The following is a 21,514-nucleotide window of genomic DNA, read 5'->3' on the forward strand; positions in this document are numbered from 1 at the left end:
CGGGGGGGGGGGGGGGTCATATGCGGTCGGCGTTGGGGGCGCGGCCTACCGGGGCGGGGGGGGGCCCTCCCCCCCCCCCCCACCGGCCGGTGAACGCGGTACGGGCGCACGGCCCCGGGGTCAGCGGACCGCCGGCCCCAGGGCCGAGGCGAACCGGGCCAGTTCGGCCACCGCCACGTCGATCCGGGCGGTGAGCGCCGCACGGGCCGCCGGGTCGGCGAGGTCGCTGCGCTGCGCCACCAGGTGGGTGGGCACCGCCCAGCCGTCCAGGGCCCGGACCACCGTCCGCAGGTGGTCGCAGGCGCCGGAGGCGTTGTGCAGGCTGGTCGCGGTGGCCGCGACCAGGACGGGCCGGTCGGCGAGCGAGCCGTCCGGCAGGTGGTCCAGGAGGTTCTTGAGCACCCCCGAGAGGCTGCCGTGCTGGACCGGCGTGGCCAGCACGACGGCGTCGGCGGCGGCCACCTCCTTGTACAGCCGGTCGACCGCCGGTTCCCGCAGCAGTTCGCCGCTGCGGTAGCGGTCCGCGTCGAGGGGGGGCAGCGCCAGCAGCGACCGGTCGAGCTCACCGGCCGTGAGCTGTCCGGTGAGTTCGGCCCGCTCGCCGATCAGCCGGGTGAGCGCGTGGCAGCTGGACGTTCCGGCGACGGTGCCGGTGACCAGCAGGAGGTTCACGATCCCGCCCCGCGCGCGGCCCAGGCGTCCTTGAGACGGTCCAGGTGCTCCAGTCCGGCCAGCACCTGGTCGGGGTCCACCCCGAAGTCGATCAGGCAGGCCACCTCGTCGATGCCGAGCGCGTCGAGGCGCTCCAGGGTGGCCAGGCCGTCCTCGACGGTGCCGAACAGGCCGCCGGTGTCGAAGTACCGGTCGAAGGAGCGCTCGACCAGGAACTCCAGGTCGTCCGCGTCGAGTTCGTCCGGGTTGACGCCCGGCAGGATGTCCCCGGCCGCCTTCATGATCAGGCCGATCGAGCTGCGGATGTAGTCGGTGAAGGGCCGGCGGACGGTCTCCCGGACGGCGTCGCGGTCGGTGCCGAGGAAGGTGTGCAGCATCAGCGCCACCTGGCCCGCCGCTCCCCCGGCGCCCCCGGGCAGGGCGGCGCGGTAGGCGGCGATCTTCTTGGCCAGGTCCTCCAGGTCCTGGCCGAGGAGGTGGGTGAGCAGGCCGAGGCCCTGCTCACCGGCCTGCCGGAAGGTGTCGGGGCTGCCCGCGCTGGTGAGCCACACCGGCAGCTCGGACTGGACGGGCGCGGGGTAGCTGCGCACGGCCACCGGGTTGCCGTCACCGTTCGGCAGCGTGACCTCCTCCTGGCGCCACAGCCGCCGGACCGTGTCGATGGTCTCGATCAGCACCTCCTTGCGGCCGGCGTAGTTCTCCGGGCGCAGGACGAAGTCGTTGGCGTGCCAGCCGGAGGCGAAGGAGAGGCCCACCCGGCCCTCGGAGAGGTTGTCGACCACCGACCACTCCTCGGCGATCCGCACCGGGTGGTGCAGCGGGCCCACGACACTGCCGGCCCGGATGCCGATCCGCTCGGTGACGGAGGCCAGCGCCGCGCCGATGACCGCCGGGTTGGGGTACTGGCCGCCGAACTCGTGGAAATGCCGCTCCGGCGTCCAGACCGCGCTGAAGCCGTGGGCGTCGGCGAACCGCGCGCCCTCCAGCAGCAGCCGGTACTGCTCCCGTCCACGACCTTGGCCGTCCGCGAAGTAGAAGAGACTGAAGTGCACTGCCTTGCCCCCCTGGCGAAGGTGAATGCGGGCCCGGGCGGGTGCCGGTGGCCCGGCGGAGCCTGGAGCTCCGGTGGAGCCTGGAGCTCCGGTGGAGCCTGGAGCTCCGGTGGAAGTCGGTCGTGCTTGGGCGGTGCCGGACGGTCAGGACTTGCCGCTCCCGCTGGTGGCCCGCGCAGGCGCCGCGCCGGCGGGACCGTCGCCGGCGTCCGCGGCCGCCGGCCGCGAGCGCCGGACCAGCAGGGTGACCAGCGCACCGGCCACGAGGAAGCCGACCGGCAGCAGGTAGGTGGCGCGGACGGCGCCGGTCGTGTCGCCGCCGACGAGGCGGGCCTGCAGGAGCGCGCCCACCGAGGCGCTGCCGAGCAGGCTGCCGCAGAGCCGGGTGGTGTTGAACAGGCCCGACGCGGCGCCGGACATGGCGGGCTCGATCTTCTCGAAGGCGACCACCCCGGCCGGGGCGTAGGCCACGCCCATGCCGAGGCCCACGAAGACCAGGCCGGGCAGCAGCGCCGTCCAGCCGGAGTCGGCGCGGATCAGGGCCGCCAGCAGCGCGATCCCGACCGCGAAGAGGGTGAGACCCGCCACCATCACGTACTTGCCGCCGAAGCGGTCGCAGAACCGGCCGGAGTACGGCGCGGCGAAGATCGAGACCAGCGGGGCGACGGCGATCAGCAGACCGGCCTGGAAGGCGCTGAACTCCTGCACCTCCTGGAGGTAGAGCGGGGTGAGCAGGAGCATGCCGCCGAGGCCGCACGGCAGCGCGCCCACCACCACGGCCATCACGGTGAAGTTGCGGTCCCGCAGGATCGCGAACGGCACCAGCGGGTCGCGGTCCTGCCGGCCCCGTTCGACCACCAGGAAGAGTCCGAGCACCACCACGCCGATCACCATCAGCATCGGCACGGTGAGCGGCCCCCAGAGCCGGCCCCAGTGGTGGGACTCGCCCTCCATCAGGCCGTACACCACACAGAACACGGCGACGGTGAGCAGGACCGAGCCGAGGACGTCGATCCGGTGCTTGCGGTTCGGCTCCAGGGCCGGGACGAAGGTCAGCACCAGGATCGCGCCGATCACCCCGACCGGGATGTTGATGTAGAAGATGCCCCGCCAGCCGAGCCAGGAGACCAGGAAGCCACCGAGGGTGGGTCCCGCGGCGGCGACGATCCCCGCGAAGGAGCCCCAGACGCCCATCGCGGCGCCGCGCCGGTCGGCCGGGAACATCCGGGTGATGACGGCCATCGCCTGCGGGGTCTGGAGCGCGCCGCCGACACCCTGGAGGACGCGGGCCGCGATCGCCTGGCCGGGCGTCTGCGCGATGCCGCAGGCCGCCGAGGAGAGGACGAACACGGCCAGGCCGATCAGGAACATCCTGCGCGGGCCGTACAGGTCGCCCAGCCTGCCGCCGGTGACCAGCAGCACCGCGTAGGAGAGCAGGTAGGCGTTGATCATCCAGAGCACCTGGTCGACGCCTGCGCCCAGGCCCTCGGCCAGCGAGGGCACGGCCACGTTCACCGCCGTGGTGTCCAGCAGGACCACCGCCTGGGTGAAGCAGATGGCGAACATCGCCACCCACGGGTTTCGCAGCCGCTCCGGCACGCCGGGGCGACCGGTCTCCGGGTCGGTGTCGGTGGCACTCATCGGCCGGCCTCGTTTCGCTCGCTCATCGTTCTCTCCTCGGTGGCCCGGCCCCTCGTGCGGGCCGGGCGTGCGCCGGTCGGGCGTCCGCCGGTCAGGCGTGCTCGGCCAGGCTGCGCGGGCGCAGGTCCGTCCAGTTGGCCTCGATGTGGTCGAGGGCGGACTGGCGGCTGTCGGGGCCGAAGGCGGTGTCCCAGCCGGCCGGGACCGCCACGGTGACCGGCCAGAGGGAGTGCTGCCCCTCCTCGTTCACCAGGACCAGGTAGCTGCCGTCGGCGTTCTCGAACGGGTTGGTGCTCATCGGGCGTTCCTCTCGGTGGAGCGGGGCGGAGCCGGGCCGGCCGCGGGTGACCGGCCCGGCGGGTTGCGGGGTTCAGCCGGTCGCGGTCCGGCGCAGCTCGGCGGCGAGCACCGAGCCGATCCGGCCGATCGGCTGCGGACGGGTCATCGCGCCGTGCTCGCAGTCCACCGGGTGGTCGTGGACCGTCCCGGTGATGTGCGCCGCCCAGTCGTGGGCGGTCGGGTCGTCGGCCGACTTGTCCGCCGTGGCGGTGAAGAACAGCAGGTCGCCGTCGAACCGGCGGGGCGTGAACCGGCTCGCCAGGTCCAGGTTCCGGACGAACCCGCGGGCCAGGTCCACCAGTTGTCCGGGCGTCAGCTCGGCGAGCGGGCTCTGTCGCGCCCTGAGCAGGTCCAGCGCCCGCTCTGGCGTGAGCGCCTCAACGGCGCCAGTCTGCACCGGGTGACCTAGCGAGTCAAGAAGATCCGCCAGCGCCTGCTGATCATCCGTCAGACCGTCCTGGGGGCGCGGAGCCGGGTAGCTGTCGAGCAGGGCCAGCAGCGCGACCTGCTCGCCCCGCTCGCACAACCGGACGGCGATCTCGTGCGCGACCGTGCCGCCGAACGACCACCCCAGCAGGTGGTACGGACCCTCGGGCTGGACCTCGCGGATCAGCGCGAGGTACTGCTCGGCCATCTCGGCGAGCGTCGCCGGCGCGCCGTCCGGTCCGGTCAGCGAGCGGGCCTGGAGGCCGTACAGCGGGCGCTGGGGCTCCAGTTCGCGCAGCAGGCCGGAGTACACCCAGGCGATGCCGGCCGCCGGGTGGACGGCGAACAGCGGCGGCAGGGTGCCCTCCGCGCGCAGCGGCAGCAGCGGGGCGAAGTCGTCCGACCGCGTGAGCGTCCCCGCCGCGCCGGCGGTGACCCGCTCGGCCAGCCGGGCGACGGTGGGCGCCTCGAACAGGGCGCGGATGCCCAGGTCGGCCCCGGTGGTCCCGCGCAGCCGGGCGATCAGCCGCGCGGCGAGCAGGGAGTGGCCGCCGAGGTCGAAGAAGCCGTCGTCGACCCCGACCGCCGGGACGTCGAGCACCTCCGCGAAGGCGGCGCACAGCTCCTTCTCCAGCGCCGTCCGCGGTGCGCGCCCGGGCAGCGACGGGGCCGCGTCCGGTACGGGCAGGGCGCGGCGGTCCAGCTTGCCGTTGGGCGTGAGCGGCAGGCGCTCCAGCTCGACCAGCGCGGACGGCACCATGTAGGCGGGCAGCGTCCGGCCGAGCGCGGCCCGGATCGCGGAGCCGTCCAGCGGGCCGGCCGCCGGGACGACGTAGCCGACCAGGCGCTGGTCACCGGGGACGTCCTCGCGCACCACCACGGCGGCGGAGACGATGTCCGGACGGCCGGTCAGCGCGGCGGCGATCTCGCCGGGCTCGATCCGGAAGCCGCGCAGCTTCACCTGGTCGTCGGCGCGGCCGAGGTAGACCAGCTGGCCGTCCGCGGTCCAGCGGGCGAGGTCGCCGGTGCGGTACATCCGGCTGCCGGGCGGGCCGTACGGGTCGGCGGTGAAGCGCTCGGCGGTCAGCCCGGGGCGGCCGAGGTAGCCGCGGGCCAGGCTGGCACCGGCGACGTACAGCTCGCCGGAGACGCCGGGGGCGGCCAGCCGCAGCTGCGGGTCGAGCACGTACGCCCGGGTGTTGGCGAACGGCCGGCCGATCGGCACCGCGCCGTCGGCCAGCGGCTCGCCGGGGGCGATCCGGTACTGGGTGCAGTTGACCGTCGCCTCCGTCGGCCCGTACACGTTGACCACGGTGGCGTCCGGGTGCCGGCGCCGCCAGTCGGCGACCACCGCGCCGGTCAGCGCCTCGCCGCCGAGCAGCAGTTCCCCGGCGGGCGAGAACGCGTCGGGCAGCGCGGCCAGCAGCGGCAGGTGGCTCGGGGTCGCCTTGAGGAAGGTCACCGGCTGCTCGGCGAGCGCGGCCGAGGTCAGCGGGTCCTCCTCCAGGGCGGCCAGGTGCACGCAGCCGCCGACCACCAGCGGGGTCCACAGCGCGGTCACCGTCAGGTCGAAGGAGACCGGCGAGTGCACCAGGGCCGCGCCGCCGGCGCTCGGGTAGTCGGCCGCCGTCCAGCCCAGGTAGTCCGCCACCGAGCGGTGCTCGACCAGTACGCCCTTGGGGCGGCCGGTGGAGCCCGAGGTGTAGATGACGTACGCGGGGTGGCGGGGCGTCAGCCGGCCGAGCCGGTCGGCGTCGGTCAGGTCGGTGTCCCGCTGGCCGGACAGCAGGCCGGTCACGTCGGGCCGGTCCAGCTCCCAGACCTCGGGGCCGTCGACGACCGGCAGTCCGGCGCCCACCTCCAGGGTGGTGAGCAGCAGGGTCGGTGCCGCGTCCTCCAGGGTGTAGGCGATCCGGTCCTCGGGGTGCGAGGGGTCGACGGGCAGGTACGCGGCACCGGACTTGAGGACCGCGAGCAGCGCCACCACCAGCTCAGCCGAGCGCGGCAGGGCCAGGGCGACCAGCCGCTCCGGGCCGGCGCCGCGCTCGACCAGCAGCCGGGCGAGGCGGTTGGCGCGGGCGTTGAGCTCCGCGTAGGTGAGGGTCTGCCCGGCGACCCGCAGGGCGGGGCGGTCGGGCGTCCGGGCGGCCTGCGCCTCGAACAGCTCGGGGACGGGCACGACGGGCACCGGCCGCTCGCCGCCGCTCCAGTCGTGGAGCAGCAGCTCGTGCTCGACCGGTTCCAGCACGTCGAGCCTGCCGACGGGCCGGTCGGGCGCGGCGACGGCCTGGGTCAGCAGCCGGATCAGCCGGTCGACCAGCCCGCGGGCGGTGGCGCGGTCGTAGAGGTCGACGTCGAACTGCAGGGTGCCGTCCAGTCCGGCCGCCGTGCCGTCCGGGTGGAAGCGCTCGCTGAAGTGCGCGGCGAGGTCGAACTTGGCACCGCTCTGCTCGGTGTCGTACAGCTCGGTGCGCAGGCCGGGCAGCTCGAAGGCCGGCTCGGCGTTGTTGTGCACCGTCAGCAGCACCTGGAACAGCGGGTGCCGGGCGGGCGAGCGGACGGGGTTGAGGGCCTCGACGAGGTGCTCGAACGGCAGGTCCTGGTGGGCGTAGGCGGCCAGGTCGGCCTCCTTGACCCGGTCGACCAGTTCGCGGAACGTCGGGTCGCCCGAGGTGTCGGTCCGCAGGACCAGCGTGTTCAGGAAGAAGCCGACCAGGTCGTCGAGCGCCTCGTCGGTGCGCCCGGCGATCGGTGTGCCGAACGGGATGTCCGATCCCGCGCCGAGGGCGCCGAAGAGGGTGGCGAGACCTGCCTGCAGGACCATGAAGAGGCTCGCCTGCTGCTGCCTGGCCAGGCGGGCCAGGGCGTCGTGCAGCGGGGCGTCGACCCGGAAGTCCAGGCCCTCGCCGCGGTGGCCGGCCACGGCCGGCCGGGGCCGGTCGGTGGGCAGCGCGAGCTCCTCCGGCAGGCCGTCCAGCGCCCGCCGCCAGTGGTCGAGCTGGCCGGCGAGCACGCTGCCCGGCCGGTCGGCGGCGCCGAGCACCCGCTGCTGCCAGAGGGTGTAGTCGGCGTACTGGACCGGCAGGGGTGCGAACCCGGGGGTACGGCCGGCGCTGCGCGCGGCGTAGGCGGTGGCGAGGTCGCGGGTCAGCGGGGCCATCGACCAGCCGTCGGTGGCGATGTGGTGCAGGGTGAGCAGCAGGACGTGGTCCTGGTCGCCGAGGGCGAACAGGGTGGCCCGCAGCGGGATCTCGGTGGCCAGGTCGAAGGCGTGCGCGGCGGCGGCGCGGGCCGCGCCGGCGAGCCCGTCCTCGTCGGTCCCGAGGACCTCCAGGTCCGGGGCGGCGTCGGCGGGCGCCAGCAGGTGCTGGCGCGCGGTGCCGTCGTGGTCGGGGAAGACGGTGCGCAGGCTTTCGTGACGGTCCGTCAGGTCGGCCAGGGCGGCCCGCAGCGCCGCGCGGTCCAGCGGACCCCGCAGCCGGAAGGAGAGCGGGATGTTGTAGGTGGCGTTCGGTCCCTCCAGCCGGTTGAGGAACCAGAGCCGGCGCTGGGCGAAGGAGAGCGGGACGACCTCCGGGCGCGGGCCGGCCGTCAGCGCGGGGCGGGCCTGTTCGGCGGCGCCGAGCTCCTCGGCCAGGCGGGCGACGGTCGGCGCCGCGAAGAGCGTGCGGATGCCGACCTCCACGCCCAGGACGGTGCGGATGCGCCCGGCCAGCCGGGTGGCGAGCAGGGAGTGGCCGCCGAGGTCGAAGAAGCTGTCGTCGATGCCGACCCTGGGCAGGCCGAGCAGGTCGGCGAACAGGGTGCAGAGCGCCTCCTCCTGCGGGGTGCGGGGCTCCCGGCCGGACACGGCGGTGCCGAAGTCCGGTTCGGGCAGCGCCTTGCGGTCGGTCTTGCCGCTGGGCGTCAGCGGCAGCGCGTCCAGGACCACGACGACGGTCGGCACCATGTAGTCGGGCAGGGCGCCGCCGAGGAAGGCGCGCACCTCCGCCGGGTCGAGGCCGGCGCCGGTGGCGGGGACGGCGTAGCCGACCAGCCGCTTGACGCCGCCGGCGCCCTCGCTGACGACCACGGCGCCCGCCGCGACGCCGGGGTGGCGGGCCAGTGCGGTCTCGATCTCGCCGAGCTCGATCCGGAAGCCGCGCACCTTGACCTGGTGGTCGACCCGGCCGAGGAACTCCAGGTTGCCGTCCGGGCGTCGGCGCACCAGGTCGCCGGTGCGGTACATCCGGCTGCCGGCCGGGCCGTGCGGGTCGGCGACGAAGCGCTCGGCGGTCAGACCGGGCCGCTGCCAGTAGCCGCGGGCCAGGCCGGATCCGGCGATGTAGAGCTCGCCCGGCACGCCGACCGGGACGGGCCGCAGGCCGGCGTCCAGGACGTGGGTGCGGGTGTTCCAGATCGGGCGGCCGATCGGCGGGGCCTGCGGGGCGGGGCTGAGCGGGTCGCTCATGGTGGCGACGACGGTGGTCTCGGTGGGGCCGTAGACCTGCATCACGGTGCGGCCCGGGGACCAGCGCTCGACCATGTCGGCGGGCAGGGCCTCCCCGCCGACCACGAAGCCGCGCAGGGTGGGCAGGTCCCCGTCGGGCAGCGAGGCCAGCATCGGGGCGACCAGGTCGGTGTGGGTGACGCCGTGCCGGCTGATCAGGTCATACAGCTCCTGGCCGGCGGCCTGCTGGTCCGGTCCGGGCACCACCAGGGCGGCGCCCGAGGAGAGCGTCATCACGATGTCGGCCATCGACACGTCGAAGCTGATCGAGACGACCAGCAGGAAGCGGCTTCCGGGGCCGAGCCCGAGCCGGTCGACGTGGGTGCCGGCCACCGAGGCGATGCCGCGGTGGGTGACCACCACGCCCTTGGGGCGGCCCGTGGAGCCGGAGGTGTAGATGACGTAGCCGGGCCGGTCGAGGGTGAGCGGCGCGGTGCGGTCCGCGTCGGTCGGGTCGACGGCCGGCTGCGACCGGTCCTCCTCCGGGTGGTCGAGGACGATCACCGGGCGGTCCGCGGCGGGCAGCCGGTCGGCGACGGCCCCGGTGGTGAGCACCAGCGCCGGGTCTCCGTCGGCCAGCATGTACGCGATGCGGTCGGCCGGGTAGCCGGGGTCGATCGGCAGGTAGGCGGCGCCGGCCTTGGCCACGCCGAGCAGTCCCACGACCATCTCGACCGAGCGGGGCACGGCGAGCGCGACGAACTGCTCGGGGCCGACGCCGAGGCCGATCAGGCGGTGGGCGAGCCGGTTGGCCCGTTCGTTGAGCTCGCGGTACGAGACCACGGTGTCGCCGAAGACCACGGCGTCGCCGTCGGGGGTGCGGGCCGCCTGGGCCTCGAACAGCTCCGGCAGGGTCGCGGCCGGGACCTCGCGGGCGGTGTCGTTCCAGCCGTGCAGCAGCAGCCGCCGCTCGTCGGTGCCGAGGACCTCCAGCTCGCCGATGCGGCGGCCGGGGTCGGCGACCGCGCTCTCCAGCAGGCGCAGCAGGTGTCCGGCGAACCGCTCGGCGGTCCCGCGGTCGAACAGGTCGGCGCTGTACTCGACGACGCCCTCGATCCCGGCCGGCAGGCCGTCCGTGCCGCGCCGCTCGACCAGGTCGAGTGCGAGGTCGAACTTGGCCAGCCCGAGCGGGACGATCTCGGCGCGACCGGTCAGCCCCGGCAGGTCGAGTTCGGCGGTGAGGCTCTCCTGGAAGGCCAGCATCACCTGGAACAGCGGGTGGCGGGCCAGCGACCGGGCCGGGTTGACCAGCTCGACCAGCCGCTCGAACGGCAGGTCCGGGTGGGCGTACGCGGCGAGGTCGTGGGTGCGGACGCGGTCCAGCAGCTCGGTGAAGGCCGGGTCGCCGAAGGTGTCGGTGCGCAGCACCAGGGTGTTGACGAAGAAGCCGACCAGCTCGTCGAGTTCGTCGTCGGTGCGGGCCGCGATCGGGCTGCCGATCGGGATGTCCTCGCCGGCTCCGAGCCGGGTGAGCAGGGTGGCCAGCGCGGTCTGGAGCAGCATGAACACGGTGGCGCCGTTCTCCCGGGCCACCTCCTGGATCCGGCGGTGGAGCCCGGCGTCGATGCGCAGCGGGACGGTGCCGCCGCGGTAGCCGGCGACCGCCGGGCGCGGCCGGTCGGTGGGCAGGTCGAGCTGGTCGGGCAGGCCGTCCAGCGCGGTGCGCCAGAAGCCGAGCTGCTGGGAGAACGGGCTCTGCTCGTCCTCCTCGGAGCCGAGCACCTCGCGCTGCCAGAGCGTGTAGTCGCCGTACTGGACGGGCAGTTCGTCCCACTGCGGGGCGGAGCCCGCCGTCCGGGCCGCGTAGGCGCGGGAGAGGTCGCGGGTGAGCGGGGTGGTGGACGGGCCGTCGGCGGCGATGTGGTGCAGGACCAGCAGCAGCACGTGTTCCCGCTCGCCCAGGGCGTGCAGGTGGGCGCGCAGCGGGATCTCGGTGGCGAGGTCGAAGCCGCCGGTGGAGGCGGCGTGCAGGTCGCCGGCGAGGGTCTCGCGGGTCGACGCCCGCTCGTGCAGCCGGGGGCGGGCCTCCTGCGGGTCGAGGACCCGCTGGTACGGCTCGCCGTCGAACTCCGGGAAGAGGGTGCGCAGGGCCTGGTGGCGGCCGGTCACGTCGGCGAGCGCCGCTTCGAGCGCGGCCCGGTCGAGCGGCCCGTCGAGGTGCAGCGCGATCGGGATGTTGTACAGCGGCGAGCCGCCCTCGAAGCGGTTGAGGAACCAGAGGCGGCCCTGCTGGTAGGAGAGCGGCAGCCGCTCGGGTCGCTCGTGGCGGCGCAGTGCGGGGCGGGCGCCGGCGGCGCCGGCGAGCCGTTCGGCGAGGCCGGCCACGGTCGGCGCCTCGAACAGGTGGCGGATCTTCAGCTCGGCGTCGAACAGGGCCCGGATCCGGCTGATCAGGCGGATGGCGAGCAGGGAGTGGCCGCCGAGGGCGAAGAAGCTCTCCTCCAGCGGCACCGAGGGCAGGCCGAGCACCTCGGCGAACAGGCCGGCGATCAGCTCCTCCTGGACGGTGCGCGCCGCGCGGCCGGCCCGGGCGCCCTGCTCGTCCTCGTAGGCGGGGGCGGGCAGGGCCTTGCGGTCGAGCTTGCCGTTGGGCGTGAGCGGCAGCCGGTCGAGCAGCAGGACGGCGCCGGGCACCATGTAGTCGGGCAGCTCGGTCGCGGCGTGCCGGCGCAGCTCGGCCGGGTCGGGGCCGGTGGCGTCCGGGGTGTCGGCCGCGGCGGGCACCACGTACCCGACGAGCCGCTTGTCGCCGGGCTGGTCCTCGCGGACCAGGACGGCGGCCTGCGCCACGCGCGGGTGGGCGGCGAGCACGGACTCGATCTCGCCGAGCTCGATCCGGAAGCCGCGCAGCTTGACCTGCTGGTCGACCCGGCCGAGGTAGTCGAGGTGGCCGTCGGCCGTCCAGCGGGCGAGGTCGCCGGTGCGGTACATCCGGCTGCCGGGCGGGCCGTACGGGTCGGCGGTGAAGCGCTCGGCGGTCAGCCCGGGGCGGCCGAGGTAGCCGCGGGCCAGGCCCTCGCCGGCGATGTACAGCTCGCCGGGGACGCCGGGGGCGGTGAGGGCGAGGTTGCCGTCGAGGAGGCGGATGCGGGTGTTGTGGACGGGCCGGCCGATGACGGGTGCGCCGGGGCGCCCGTCCAGTGCCGCGGAGGTGGACCAGACGGTGGTCTCGGTGGGGCCGTACATGTTGCTGACGCCGGCGGACAGTTCGCGCAGCCGGGCGGCCAGGGCTGGCGGCACGGCCTCGCCGCCGACGAGGACCCGTACCCCGGCGAGTGCCTGCGGGTGGGTGGCGATCAGCGCCTGCCAGAGCGAGGGGGTGGCCTGGGCCACGCGGACCCGCTCGGTCGCGATCAGTGCGGCGAGCGCGGCCGGGTCCTGGACGGTCTCCTTGGCGGCGACCACCAGCCCCGCGCCGGCCAGCAGCGGCAGGTACATCTCCAGTGCGGCGATGTCGAAGGCGACGGTGGTGACGCCGAGCAGGCGGTCGTCGGCGGTCATCGGGAACTGCTCGCCCATCGCGGCCAGGAAGTTGCCGAGCGCGGAACGGGGCACGACGACGCCCTTGGGGCGGCCGGTGGACCCGGAGGTGTAGATCACGTACGCCGGGGTGGCGGGGTCCACGGTGATGCCCGGGGACGTCGTGGGCAGGTCGGCGAGCCGGTCCTCGCGGTCGAGGAGCAGCCGGGGCACGACGCCGTCGACGGGGGTGTCGGAGGTGGTGACGACCAGGGCGGGGGCCGCGTCCCGGAGCATGTAGGTGATCCGCTCGGCCGGGTAGTCCACGTCCAGCGGCAGGTAGCCGGCGCCGGTCTTGAGGACGGCGAGCAGCGCGGTGACCAGGTCCGCGGTCCGCGGCAGGGCCAGCGCGACGAACTGCTCGGGCCGCACGCCCTCGGCGATCAGCAGGTGGGCGAGCCGGTTGGCGCGCTCGTCGAGCTCCCGGTACGTCAGCCGCTCGGTGCCGGCGACGACCGCGAGCGCGTCCGGGGTGGCCCGGGCGACGGCCTCGAACTGCTCGGGCAGGCTCTGCGCGGGCAGGGCGCGGCCGGTGTCGTTCCAGTCGTGCAGCAGCCGGTCCCGCTCGTCGTCACCGAGGACGTCGAGGCCGCCGAGGCGGCTGCCGGGGTCGGCGACGACGGCCTCCAGCAGCCGGCGCAGCCTGGTGAGCAGCAGTTCGACGCTCGACCGGTCGTAGAGGTCGAGGCTGTACTCGGCGACGCCGGTGATGCCGCCGCCGGGCCGCTCCTCGCAGTACAGCGAGAGGTCGAACTTGGCGGCGTCGAGGGCGACCTCGACCGGCTCGGTGCTGAGGCCGGTCAGTCCGTGGTCGGCGTCGGGCGTGTTCTGCAGGGCCAGGAAGACCTGGAACAGCGCGTGGCGGGCGAGCGAGCGGGTCGGGTTCAGCGCCTCCACCAGCCGCTCGAACGGCACGTCCTGGTTGCCGTAGGCGGCGAGGTCGGTGTCGCGGACGCGGCGCAGCAGCTCGGTGAAGGCCGGGTCGCCGGAGGTGTCGGTGCGCAGCACCAGGTTGTTGATGAAGAGGCCGACCAGGCCGTCCAGGGCCTCGTCGGTGCGGCCGGCGACGGGGCTGCCGATCGGGATGTCGGTGCCGGCGCCGAGCTTGCCGAGCAGGGTCGCGAGGGCGGCCTGCAGCACCATGAACAGGGTGGCCTGCTCGGAGCGGGCGAGTGCCAGCAGCCCGCGGTGCAGCTCGGCGTCCAGCTCGAAGGGGACGCTCTCGCCGCGGTAGCTCGCCCGGGCCGGCCGGGGCCGGTCGGTGGGCAGTTCGAGCTGGTCCGGCAGCGCGGCCAGCGCCTGGCGCCAGTGGTCGAGCTGGCGGGCGTACGGGCTGTCCGCCTCGTCCTCGGAGCCGAGCGCCTCGCGCTGCCAGAGCGCGAAGTCGACGTACTGCGCGGGAAGTTCGTCCCAGCGCGGGACGTCGCCGACGGTCCGCGCGGCGTAGGCGCGGGCCAGGTCGTGGCGCAGCGGCGCGATCGACCAGCCGTCGGCGGCGATGTGGTGCAGCACCAGCAGGAGGACGTGCTCCTGCTCACCGAGCTCGAACAGCTCGGCGCGCAGCGGGGGTTCGGCGGCGAGGTCGAACGGGCGGGCCGCCGAGGCGGTCAGGGCGGCCGCGAGGCCCGCGGCCGGGACCGGCGTGACCGGCAGCCCGGGGGCGGCCTCGGGCAGCACCAGCTGGTAGGGCTCGCCGTCCCGGGCCGGGAAGAGGGTGCGCAGCGCCTCGTGCCGGGCGGTGACGTCGGCCAGCGCCGCGGTGAGTGCCGCCCGGTCCAGCGGGCCGCCCAGGCGCAGGGCGACCGGGATGTGGCCGGCGGCCGGGTTCTCGTCCATCCGGCTGAGGAACCAGAGCCGCTGCTGGCCGTAGGAGAGCGGCGGGTGCGCGGGCCGCGGGCGACGGCCCAGCGGGGCCCGGGCGGTGGCCGCGCCGTCCAGTTGCAGCGCCAGGGCCTCGGGCGTGGGCGCGTCGAACAGCGCGCGGACGCCGAGCTCGGCACCGAAGGCGGTGCGGATCCGGCTGACCAGGCGGGTGGCGAGCAGTGAGTGGCCGCCGAGGGCGAAGAAGTCGTCCTGCACGCCGACCCGGTCGACACCGAGCACCTCGGCGAACAGGTCGCAGAGCAGTTCCTCGGGCAGGCCCCGGGCGGCCCGGCCGGGGCCTGCCCCGGCCTCGGCGGCGGGCGCCGGCAGCGCCTTGCGGTCCAGCTTGCCGTTCGGGTTGAGCGGGAACGCCTCCAGCACCACGACCGCGGACGGCACCAGGTGGGCCGGCAGCCGCTGCGCGAGGACGCGCCGCACCTCGTCGGGCCCGGTGGTGCCGGTCACGTAGCCGACCACGCGGCGGTCGCCGGGGCGGTCCTCGCGGACCGTGGCGACGGCCTGGGTGACGCCGTCGACCCCGGCCAGTTCGGCCTCGATCTCGCCGAGTTCGATCCGGAAGCCGCGGATCTTCACCTGGTGGTCGAGCCGGCCGAGGTACTCGACCTGGCCGTCGGCCGTCCAGCGGGCGAGGTCGCCGGTGCGGTACATCCGGGTGCCCGGGGCGCCGTGCGGGTCGGCGACGAACCGCTCGGCGGTCAGCGCGGGGCGGCCCAGGTAGCCGCGGGCCACGCCGTCACCGGCGATGTACAGCTCGCCGGCGACACCGGCCGGCACCGGGCGGAGCCCGGCGTCCAGCACGTAGACCCGGGTGCGGCGCAGCGGCCGGCCGATCGGCGGGGCGGCGTCCACCGCGCCGGTGCCGTACCAGGCGGTGGCGTAGACGGTGGCCTCGGTGGGGCCGTAGATGTTGGCCAGCCGGTCGGCGCCGAGGGCCGCCGCGATGTCGGTGGCGGCCTGGGCGGGCAGGCCCTCGCCCGCCAGGACGACGGTGCCGGCCCTGGCGTCCAGGTCCCCCTGGACGACCAGCTGGGCGAGCGCGGAGGGCACGCCGCTGATCAGCGTGGCGGGGCGGCCGCCGCGGTCGGCGAGCGCGAGGAGGTCGGGCAGCACCTCGACGGTGCCGCCGGAGAGCAGCGGTCCGAACAGCTCGAACACCGAGACGTCGAAGTTGAGCGAGGTGGTGAGCAGCACGTGCGCGAGGCGTTCCGGTCCGAACTCCTCGCGCGCCCAGGCCGCCAGGTTGGCGACCGAGGCGTGCTGGACCACCACGCCCTTGGGGCGGCCGGTGGAGCCCGAGGTGTAGATGGCGTACGCCGGGTGCTCGGGCCGCAGCGGCACCTGCGGGTCGGTGTCGGGGCGGGCGGCGGCGAGGCCGGGCTCGTCGAGGAGCAGCGCGGGCACCCCCGTGTCGGGCAGGTCGACTCCCCCGACGGTCAGCACGAGGGCGGGCCGGGCGTCCCGGAGCAGGTAGTCGATGCGCTCGACCGGGTACGTGGGGTCGACCGGCAGGTAGCCGGCGCCGGCCTTGAGGACGGCCAGCAGGGCGACCACCGCGCGCTCGTCCCGGGGCAGGGCGAGGGCCACGAACTGCTCGGGCCCGACGCCGCGGTCGATCAGCTCGTGGGCGAGCCGGTTGGCCCGGGCGTCGAGCTCGGCGTAGGTGAGCCGGCGGTCGCCCGCCAGGACGGCGAGGTGGTCGGGCGTCTCGGCCGCCTGGGCCCGGAACAGCGCGGGCAGCGTCCGGTGGACCACCGGCGCGTCGGTGTCGTTCCAGGTCTCCAGCACCCGGTGGCGCTCGGTCGCGGAGAGCACCGAGACCTCGGTGGTCCGCTGCTCCGGGTCGTCGGCCAGCGCGGTCAGCAGCCGGACCAGCCGCTCGCCGAGCCGGACGGCCTCGGCGGGGCTGAAGCTGTGGGTCTGGTGGCTCAGCCGCAGCCGCAGCCGCTCGCCGGGGTGGACGAGCAGGGCCAGCGGGTAGTGCACGGCGTAGCGGCTGTCCACGGCGGCGCCGGTGCGGTCCCCGGGGAAGCTCTCGAAGACCGTCAAGGTGTCGAACAGCTCGCCGTGGCCGACCAGTTGCTGGATCTCGGCCAGCCCGGTGTACTGGTGGGCGGCCATCGCGGCCTGCTGCTCCTGGAGCCCGGCCAGCAGCGCGGACAGGGTCTGCCCGGGGGCGATCCGGACGCGGACCGGCACGGTGTTGATGAACAGGCCCACCATGCCCTCGATGCCGGGCAGTTCGGGCGCCCGGCCCGACACGGTGGCGCCGAACACCACGTCGTCGCGGCCGGTGAGCCGGGCCAGCAGCAGCGCCCAGGCGCCCTGGACCGCGGTGTTGAGGGTCAGCCCGCGGGCGCGCAGCACGCCGTCGAGCCGGTCGGTGAGCGCGGCGGACAGCTCCACCCAGTGGTCGCAGGGCAGTTCGTCGGCGATGCGGGCGCCGGCGGCGCCCGGGGCGAGCAGGACGGGCTCCTCCAGCCCGTCGAGCAGGGTGCGCCAGGCCTCCCGGGACGCTTCCTGGTCGCGCCCGGCGAGCAGGGCCAGGTAGTCGCGGTAGGGGGTGACCGGGCCCGGCTCGGCGCCGGCGAGCAGCGCGGACAGCTCGTCCAGCAGTACCGGCAGCGACCAGCCGTCGACCAGGATGTGGTGGAAGGTCAGGGCGGCGCGGCGGCCGCGCGGGCCGAGCTCGGCGACGGCGATCCGCACCAGCGGCGGCGTGGAGAGGTCGAATCCGCGCCGGCGCTCGGCGTCGAACAGCTCGGCGGCCTTGCGCGGCGCGTTCGGGCCGACGTACTCGACGACGGTGAACTCCGGATCGGCGCCGGCCGGGACGAACTGGACGGGCGGTTCCAGGTCGTCGTGGGCGAAGCCGGCCCGGAGGTTGGGGTGGCGGTCCAGCAACCGGCCGACCGCGGTCCGCAGCGCCTCGGGCTCGGCGTCCAGCTCGAAGACCAGCTGGACCGCGTAGACGTCCAGGGCGCCCTTGGAGTACTCGGCGTGGAACAGCAGGCCCTGCTGGAGGGGGGAGAGCGGCCAGAACTCGACGGCGTCGGGCTGGACGGCGCGCAGCCGGGCCACCTGGGCGGCGGGCGGCTCGGGCAGGGCGGGCAGCGCGAGGGCGGCCTCCTCGGCCGGCTCCCCGGCGAGGGCGGCAAGGGCCGCGACGGTGCGGTGGGTGAACACGTCGTGCTGGGTGAGCGCGAACCCGGCCCGGCGGGCCCGGCTGACCAGCTGGATGGCGCGGATCGAGTCGCCGCCGAGGTCGAAGAAGTTCTCCTCGACCGAGAGTTCCGGCAGGCCGAGCAGTTCGGCGGCCAGGTCGTGCAGGATCAGCTCGGTGGGCGTGCGCGGAGCGGCCCGGACGGTGTCCGGCGCGGCGGCGGGCGCCGGCAGGGCCTTGCGGTCCAGCTTGCCGTTCGGCGTCAGCGGGAAGGCGTCGAGCAGCACGAACGCGCTCGGCACCATGTACTCGGGCAGGGCTGCGGCGGCGGCCTCGCGCACCGCGGCGACGTCGACGACGCCGTCGGGCTCCGGCACCAGGTAGGCCACCAGCCGCCTGCTGCCGGGCCGGTCCTCCCGGGCCAGCACGGCGCACGCGCCGACGCCGGGCCGGGCGTCCAGCACCGCCTCGATCTCGCCCAGTTCGATCCGCAGGCCGCGGATCTTCACCTGGTGGTCGGCGCGGCCCGCGTACACCACCGCGCCGTCCTCGCGCCAGCGGGCGAGGTCGCCGGTGCGGTACATCCGGGTGCCGGGCGGCCCGTAGGGGTCGGCGACGAAGCGTTCGGCGGTCAGTCCGGGGCGGCCGAGGTAGCCGCGGGCCAGCTGGACGCCGGAGAGGTAGAGCTCGCCGGTCTCGCCGATCGCGGCCGGCCGCAGCTCGGCGTCGAGCACGTGCACCCGGGTGTTCCAGACCGGCCGGCCGATCGGCACGGAGAGCTCGCCCGGCTCGGGGACGCACTCCCAGAAGGTGACGTCGACGGACGCCTCGGTCGGCCCGTAGAGGTTGTGCAGCGGTACGCCGGGCAGCAGGGTCCGGAAGCGGGCCGCGAGTTCGACCGGCAGCGCCTCGCCGCTGGCGATCACGCGGCGCAGCCCGGCGCAGCCGGCGGCGGCGGGCTCGTCGACGAAGGCCTGGAGCATCGACGGGACGAAGTGCACGGTGGTGATCCGGCGTTCGCGGATCAGCTCGGCCAGGTAGGCCGGGTCGCGGTGTCCGTCCGGGCGGGCGACCACCAGCACGGCGCCGGTGATCAGCGGCCAGAAGAACTCCCAGACCGACACGTCGAAGCCGGACGGGGTCTTCTGGAGCACCCGGTCGTCCTCGGTCAGGCCGTACGCGGCCTGCATCCAGTGGAGCCGGTTGACGATGCCCTCGTGCGGGACGACGACGCCCTTGGGGCGGCCGGTGGAGCCGGAGGTGTAGATGACGTACGCGGCGTCGGCCGGGCTCGGGGCGCCCGGGCCGCCGTGCGCCCCGACCGGTGTTCCGGTGGACGCCCCGTCGGGAGTCCCGTCGGTCTCCGGGAGCTCGTCCAGGACGAGGGTCGGGACGCCCGCCCCGGCCGGGTGGCCCACGGTGCTGTGGCTGAGCAGCAGCACCGGCGCCGCGTCGTCGAGCAGGTAGGCGATCCGGTCGGCCGGGTAGTCGGGGTCGACCGGCAGGTAGGCGGCGCCGGTCCTGAGCACCGCCAGCAGGGCGACCACCAGCTCCACCGAGCGCGGCACGGTGAGCGCCACGAGCCGGTCCGGGCCGGCCCCGTGCAGCCGCAGACGGGCGGCCAGCCGCTCGGCTCTGGTGTCGAGTTCGGCGTAACTGAGCTCGGTGTCCTCGAAGATCAGCGCGGTGCGGTCCGGCGTACGGGCCGCCTGGTCGGCGAGCAGCCCGGTCAGGGTCGCCGACGTGCCGGGCAGCTCCTGCGCGGTGTCGTTCCAGTCGGCTGGGGCGATCCGGCGCCCGGCCGTGTGCTGCCCAGTCATGTCTTCCCCTCGGAGGTGGCATCGTGCTCGGTGACGCGTCGTTGAGCGGTGGCGCTCGCGGTGCGGGGTGCGCCGGCCCCGGTGGTCAGCTCTGTGCGGACCGGAAGCTGCGTTCGGTGCGGGTGCGGAGCCGGTAGGGGGTGGTGGCGTCGACGAAGGTGCGGGCCGGCGCCTCCGGCGGACCGCCGCGCTCCCCCGCCCATTCGGCGGTCTGCGACGGGTCCATCGGGACCGGTGGGTGCCCGGGCAGTTCGACGCAGTCCGCGCCGAGGTTGGCCCGGGTGGTGAGGGCCCACAGCAGTTCCTCGGCGCTGCGGATCCGGACGTCGTCGTCGGTGAAGAGCACCGTCTTGACGAACGGGTGCCGGCGCACGACCTCCTCGGCCAGTGCGGCCAGTGCCCGGTCCCCCTCGGCGGACTCCTTGCGGACGGCGACGGCGAGCAGGAGCATGCCGCCCCCCGCGGGTGAGAAGTGCAGGTCGTGCACGTGCAGCGCGGGCGCGGACGGCAGCGACAGGGCCACCGAGAGCGCACCGGCGGCGCCCAGGATGTGCGACTGCTCGCGGCCGGGCCCGATCACGGCCTGGTAGAGCGGGTCGCGCCGGGTGGTGACACCGGTGACGGTGAGCACCGGCAGTCCGCTCCTGGCCCGCCCGTCGTAGCCGAGGAACTCCGGGAGCGAGCCGTCCGGCGGGGAGCCCGGCAGGGCTTCGTCGGCCAGCGTGCCGTCCAGGAACCCCTCCAGCACGATCTCGCTCTCCGCGAGCGCGGTCGCACCGGGCTGGGTGAGTGCGGGGACGAGCCCGACCGGCGCCCCGGCCAGGCCGCCGGCCACCGTCAGCTTGTCCGAACCGGTCGGCAGGAAGCGGGAGTTGATCGCCGAAGCGATCATCGCGGCGGGCGGCACCCCGATGTTGACGGTGACCGGGAGGCGTTCGCCGCGCGCCACCGCCTCCTGGTGGAGCTGCCCGAGCCGCCGGCCGGGCACCATCCAGACGGTCAGCCGGTCCCGGCCGATCACCAGCATCCGGTGCGCGGAGAGCGCGCTGCCCCCGGTGGCGGCGTCGCCCGCGTGCACGAGCGCGGCGGTCAGGTACGGCCCGGCGTCCCGGGGGGTGGCGGTGAGCACCGGCAGCTCCCGCAGGTCCACCTCCCCCGCCACCACCTGCTGGCAGGGCGCGGTGTCCGTCCGCACCGGCGGGAGGCCCGCCGCCACCAGGGCGGCGGCGCTCCGCGGCGTGGTGTGCCGGGGCAGACCGGGCAGCCAGCCGCGCACCCGGTCCTCGTCGCCGTACAGCCCGAGCAGCACCGGCGGGACCGGGCGGCCGGACGGCACCGGACGGGCGGGCGGGTCCGTCGCGTCGGCCGGGCCGGCCGCGTCGGGCAGCACCCCGGTGTACAGCACCGCCGGTTCGGGCCGGGCCAGGCCGACCGCCGGCACGCCGGAGTACCGCTCGGCGAAGTCGGCGGCGACCGCCTCGCGGGCGATCGGCTCGTCCCGGCCGAGCACCGGCAGTCCGGCCAGCGCGGCCCGCAGCGAGAGCCCGGCGGTCACGGTCTCCGCCGCGGGGTGGGGGTAGATGGTCACCACGTCGCCACGGCTCCTTCGCCCAGCTCGCCGAACCAGCCGTCCAGGTCGGGGTGGCGCAGCAGGCCGGTGCCGATCAGCAGGCCCCGGTACCCGGCGGCCAGCAGCCCCCTGGCGTCCTGCGGCGTCTCGATGCCGCTGGCGCTGACGGGCACCCTGGTCCCGGTGGCCAGGACGTCGGGCAGCAGGCGCAGGCTGCGGCCGAGGTCGGGCGCGTCCTGTTCCTTCTGCCGGATGTCCTTGTTGTTGACGGCCACCACGCAGGACTCGCCGTGCACCACCGTCGCCAGCTCGCGTTCGTCCGTGACCTCGACGAACGGGGTCAGCCCGTGGGCCAGGGCGGACTCGATCAGCCCGGGCAGCACCCCGCGCGGCAGCACCGTGGCGGTGAGCAGGACGGCCGCCGCACCGGCCGCGCGGGCCGCCGCGAGCTGCCGGTCCTTGGTGAAGAAGTCCTTGACCAGGACCGGCAGTTCGGTGGCGGCGACGACCTCGTCCAGCAGCGCCGGGGTGCCGCCGAACCAGGAGCCGGTGACCACCGAGAGCGCGGGCGCGCCCAGCCGGGTGTACCGGTCCACGATCTCCCGCACCGGCCGGCCGCGGAACAGGTCCTCGCCGTGGGCGCTGCGGGCCTTGAGCTCCATGACGACCGGCAGCCGGGCGGCCAGCAGCGCCGCCGGGAACGCCCCGGCGGCGGGCTGCCAGGCCGACCTGATCCGCTCGACCCGCTGCGTGTCGAAGGCGCCGCCCGGACCGCGCGCGGCGCTGTCCACGTCGATGCCGTCGAAGCCGGGGCGGCTCCGGACGGTCCGGTACGCGGCGGAGTTGACCGCGCTGATCCCGCCGGCCAGCATGAACGGCTTGGTCAGCCGCCCGAGCACCGCCTCGACGGCGTCCGCGTCCAGCGGCACACCGGTGCTGCCG

General features: G+C 75.5%; 7 protein-coding genes. All 7 read right to left on the reverse strand.

Annotated elements, in window-relative coordinates; translation table 11 throughout:
• Window positions 1–120 precede the first annotated feature (120 nt).
• A complete protein-coding gene (locus tag ACFWOG_RS27580) occupies window positions 121–672 on the reverse strand; it encodes an NAD(P)H-dependent oxidoreductase (RefSeq protein ID WP_329881453.1) in 552 nt (183 codons plus the stop codon).
• Entirely contained in the window at window positions 669–1,724 is a 1,056-nt protein-coding gene (locus tag ACFWOG_RS27585) for a MupA/Atu3671 family FMN-dependent luciferase-like monooxygenase (protein WP_329948502.1), read from the reverse strand. Before ACFWOG_RS27585 ends, ACFWOG_RS27580 begins: the two co-directional genes overlap by 4 nt.
• A gap of 144 nt (window positions 1,725–1,868) precedes the next feature.
• Complete coding sequence (locus ACFWOG_RS27590; RefSeq protein WP_380361359.1) at window positions 1,869–3,365, reverse strand: MFS transporter; 1,497 nt, start codon at window positions 3,363–3,365, stop codon at window positions 1,869–1,871.
• A gap of 91 nt (window positions 3,366–3,456) precedes the next feature.
• Window positions 3,457–3,663 (reverse strand): MbtH family protein, encoded by a 207-nt coding sequence (locus tag ACFWOG_RS27595; RefSeq protein ID WP_329881456.1) that lies wholly within the window; start codon window positions 3,661–3,663, stop codon window positions 3,457–3,459.
• 72 nt (window positions 3,664–3,735) lie between these two features.
• Window positions 3,736–19,002, reverse strand: coding sequence for a non-ribosomal peptide synthase/polyketide synthase (locus tag ACFWOG_RS27600; RefSeq protein WP_380361360.1), 15,267 nt, complete (start codon window positions 19,000–19,002; stop codon window positions 3,736–3,738).
• 85 nt (window positions 19,003–19,087) lie between these two features.
• On the reverse strand, window positions 19,088–20,590 hold the full coding sequence (locus ACFWOG_RS27605) for a UbiD family decarboxylase domain-containing protein (protein WP_380361361.1): 1,503 nt from the start codon (window positions 20,588–20,590) through the stop codon (window positions 19,088–19,090).
• A partial coding sequence (locus ACFWOG_RS27610; RefSeq protein ID WP_380361362.1) for a hypothetical protein occupies window positions 20,587–21,514 on the reverse strand: 928 nt, incomplete at its 5' end. The genes ACFWOG_RS27610 and ACFWOG_RS27605, both read right to left, overlap by 4 nt.

Source organism: Kitasatospora sp. NPDC058406, assembly GCF_042722765.1.
GTDB lineage: Bacteria > Actinomycetota > Actinomycetes > Streptomycetales > Streptomycetaceae > Kitasatospora.

Coding starts and splice junctions, on each gene's coding strand:
- ACFWOG_RS27590 (WP_380361359.1), bottom strand. CDS start 3,365: ATGAGTGCCACCGACACCGACCCGGAGACCGGTCGCCCCGGCGTGCCG.
- ACFWOG_RS27595 (WP_329881456.1), bottom strand. CDS start 3,663: ATGAGCACCAACCCGTTCGAGAACGCCGACGGCAGCTACCTGGTCCTG.
- ACFWOG_RS27600 (WP_380361360.1), bottom strand. CDS start 19,002: ATGACTGGGCAGCACACGGCCGGGCGCCGGATCGCCCCAGCCGACTGG.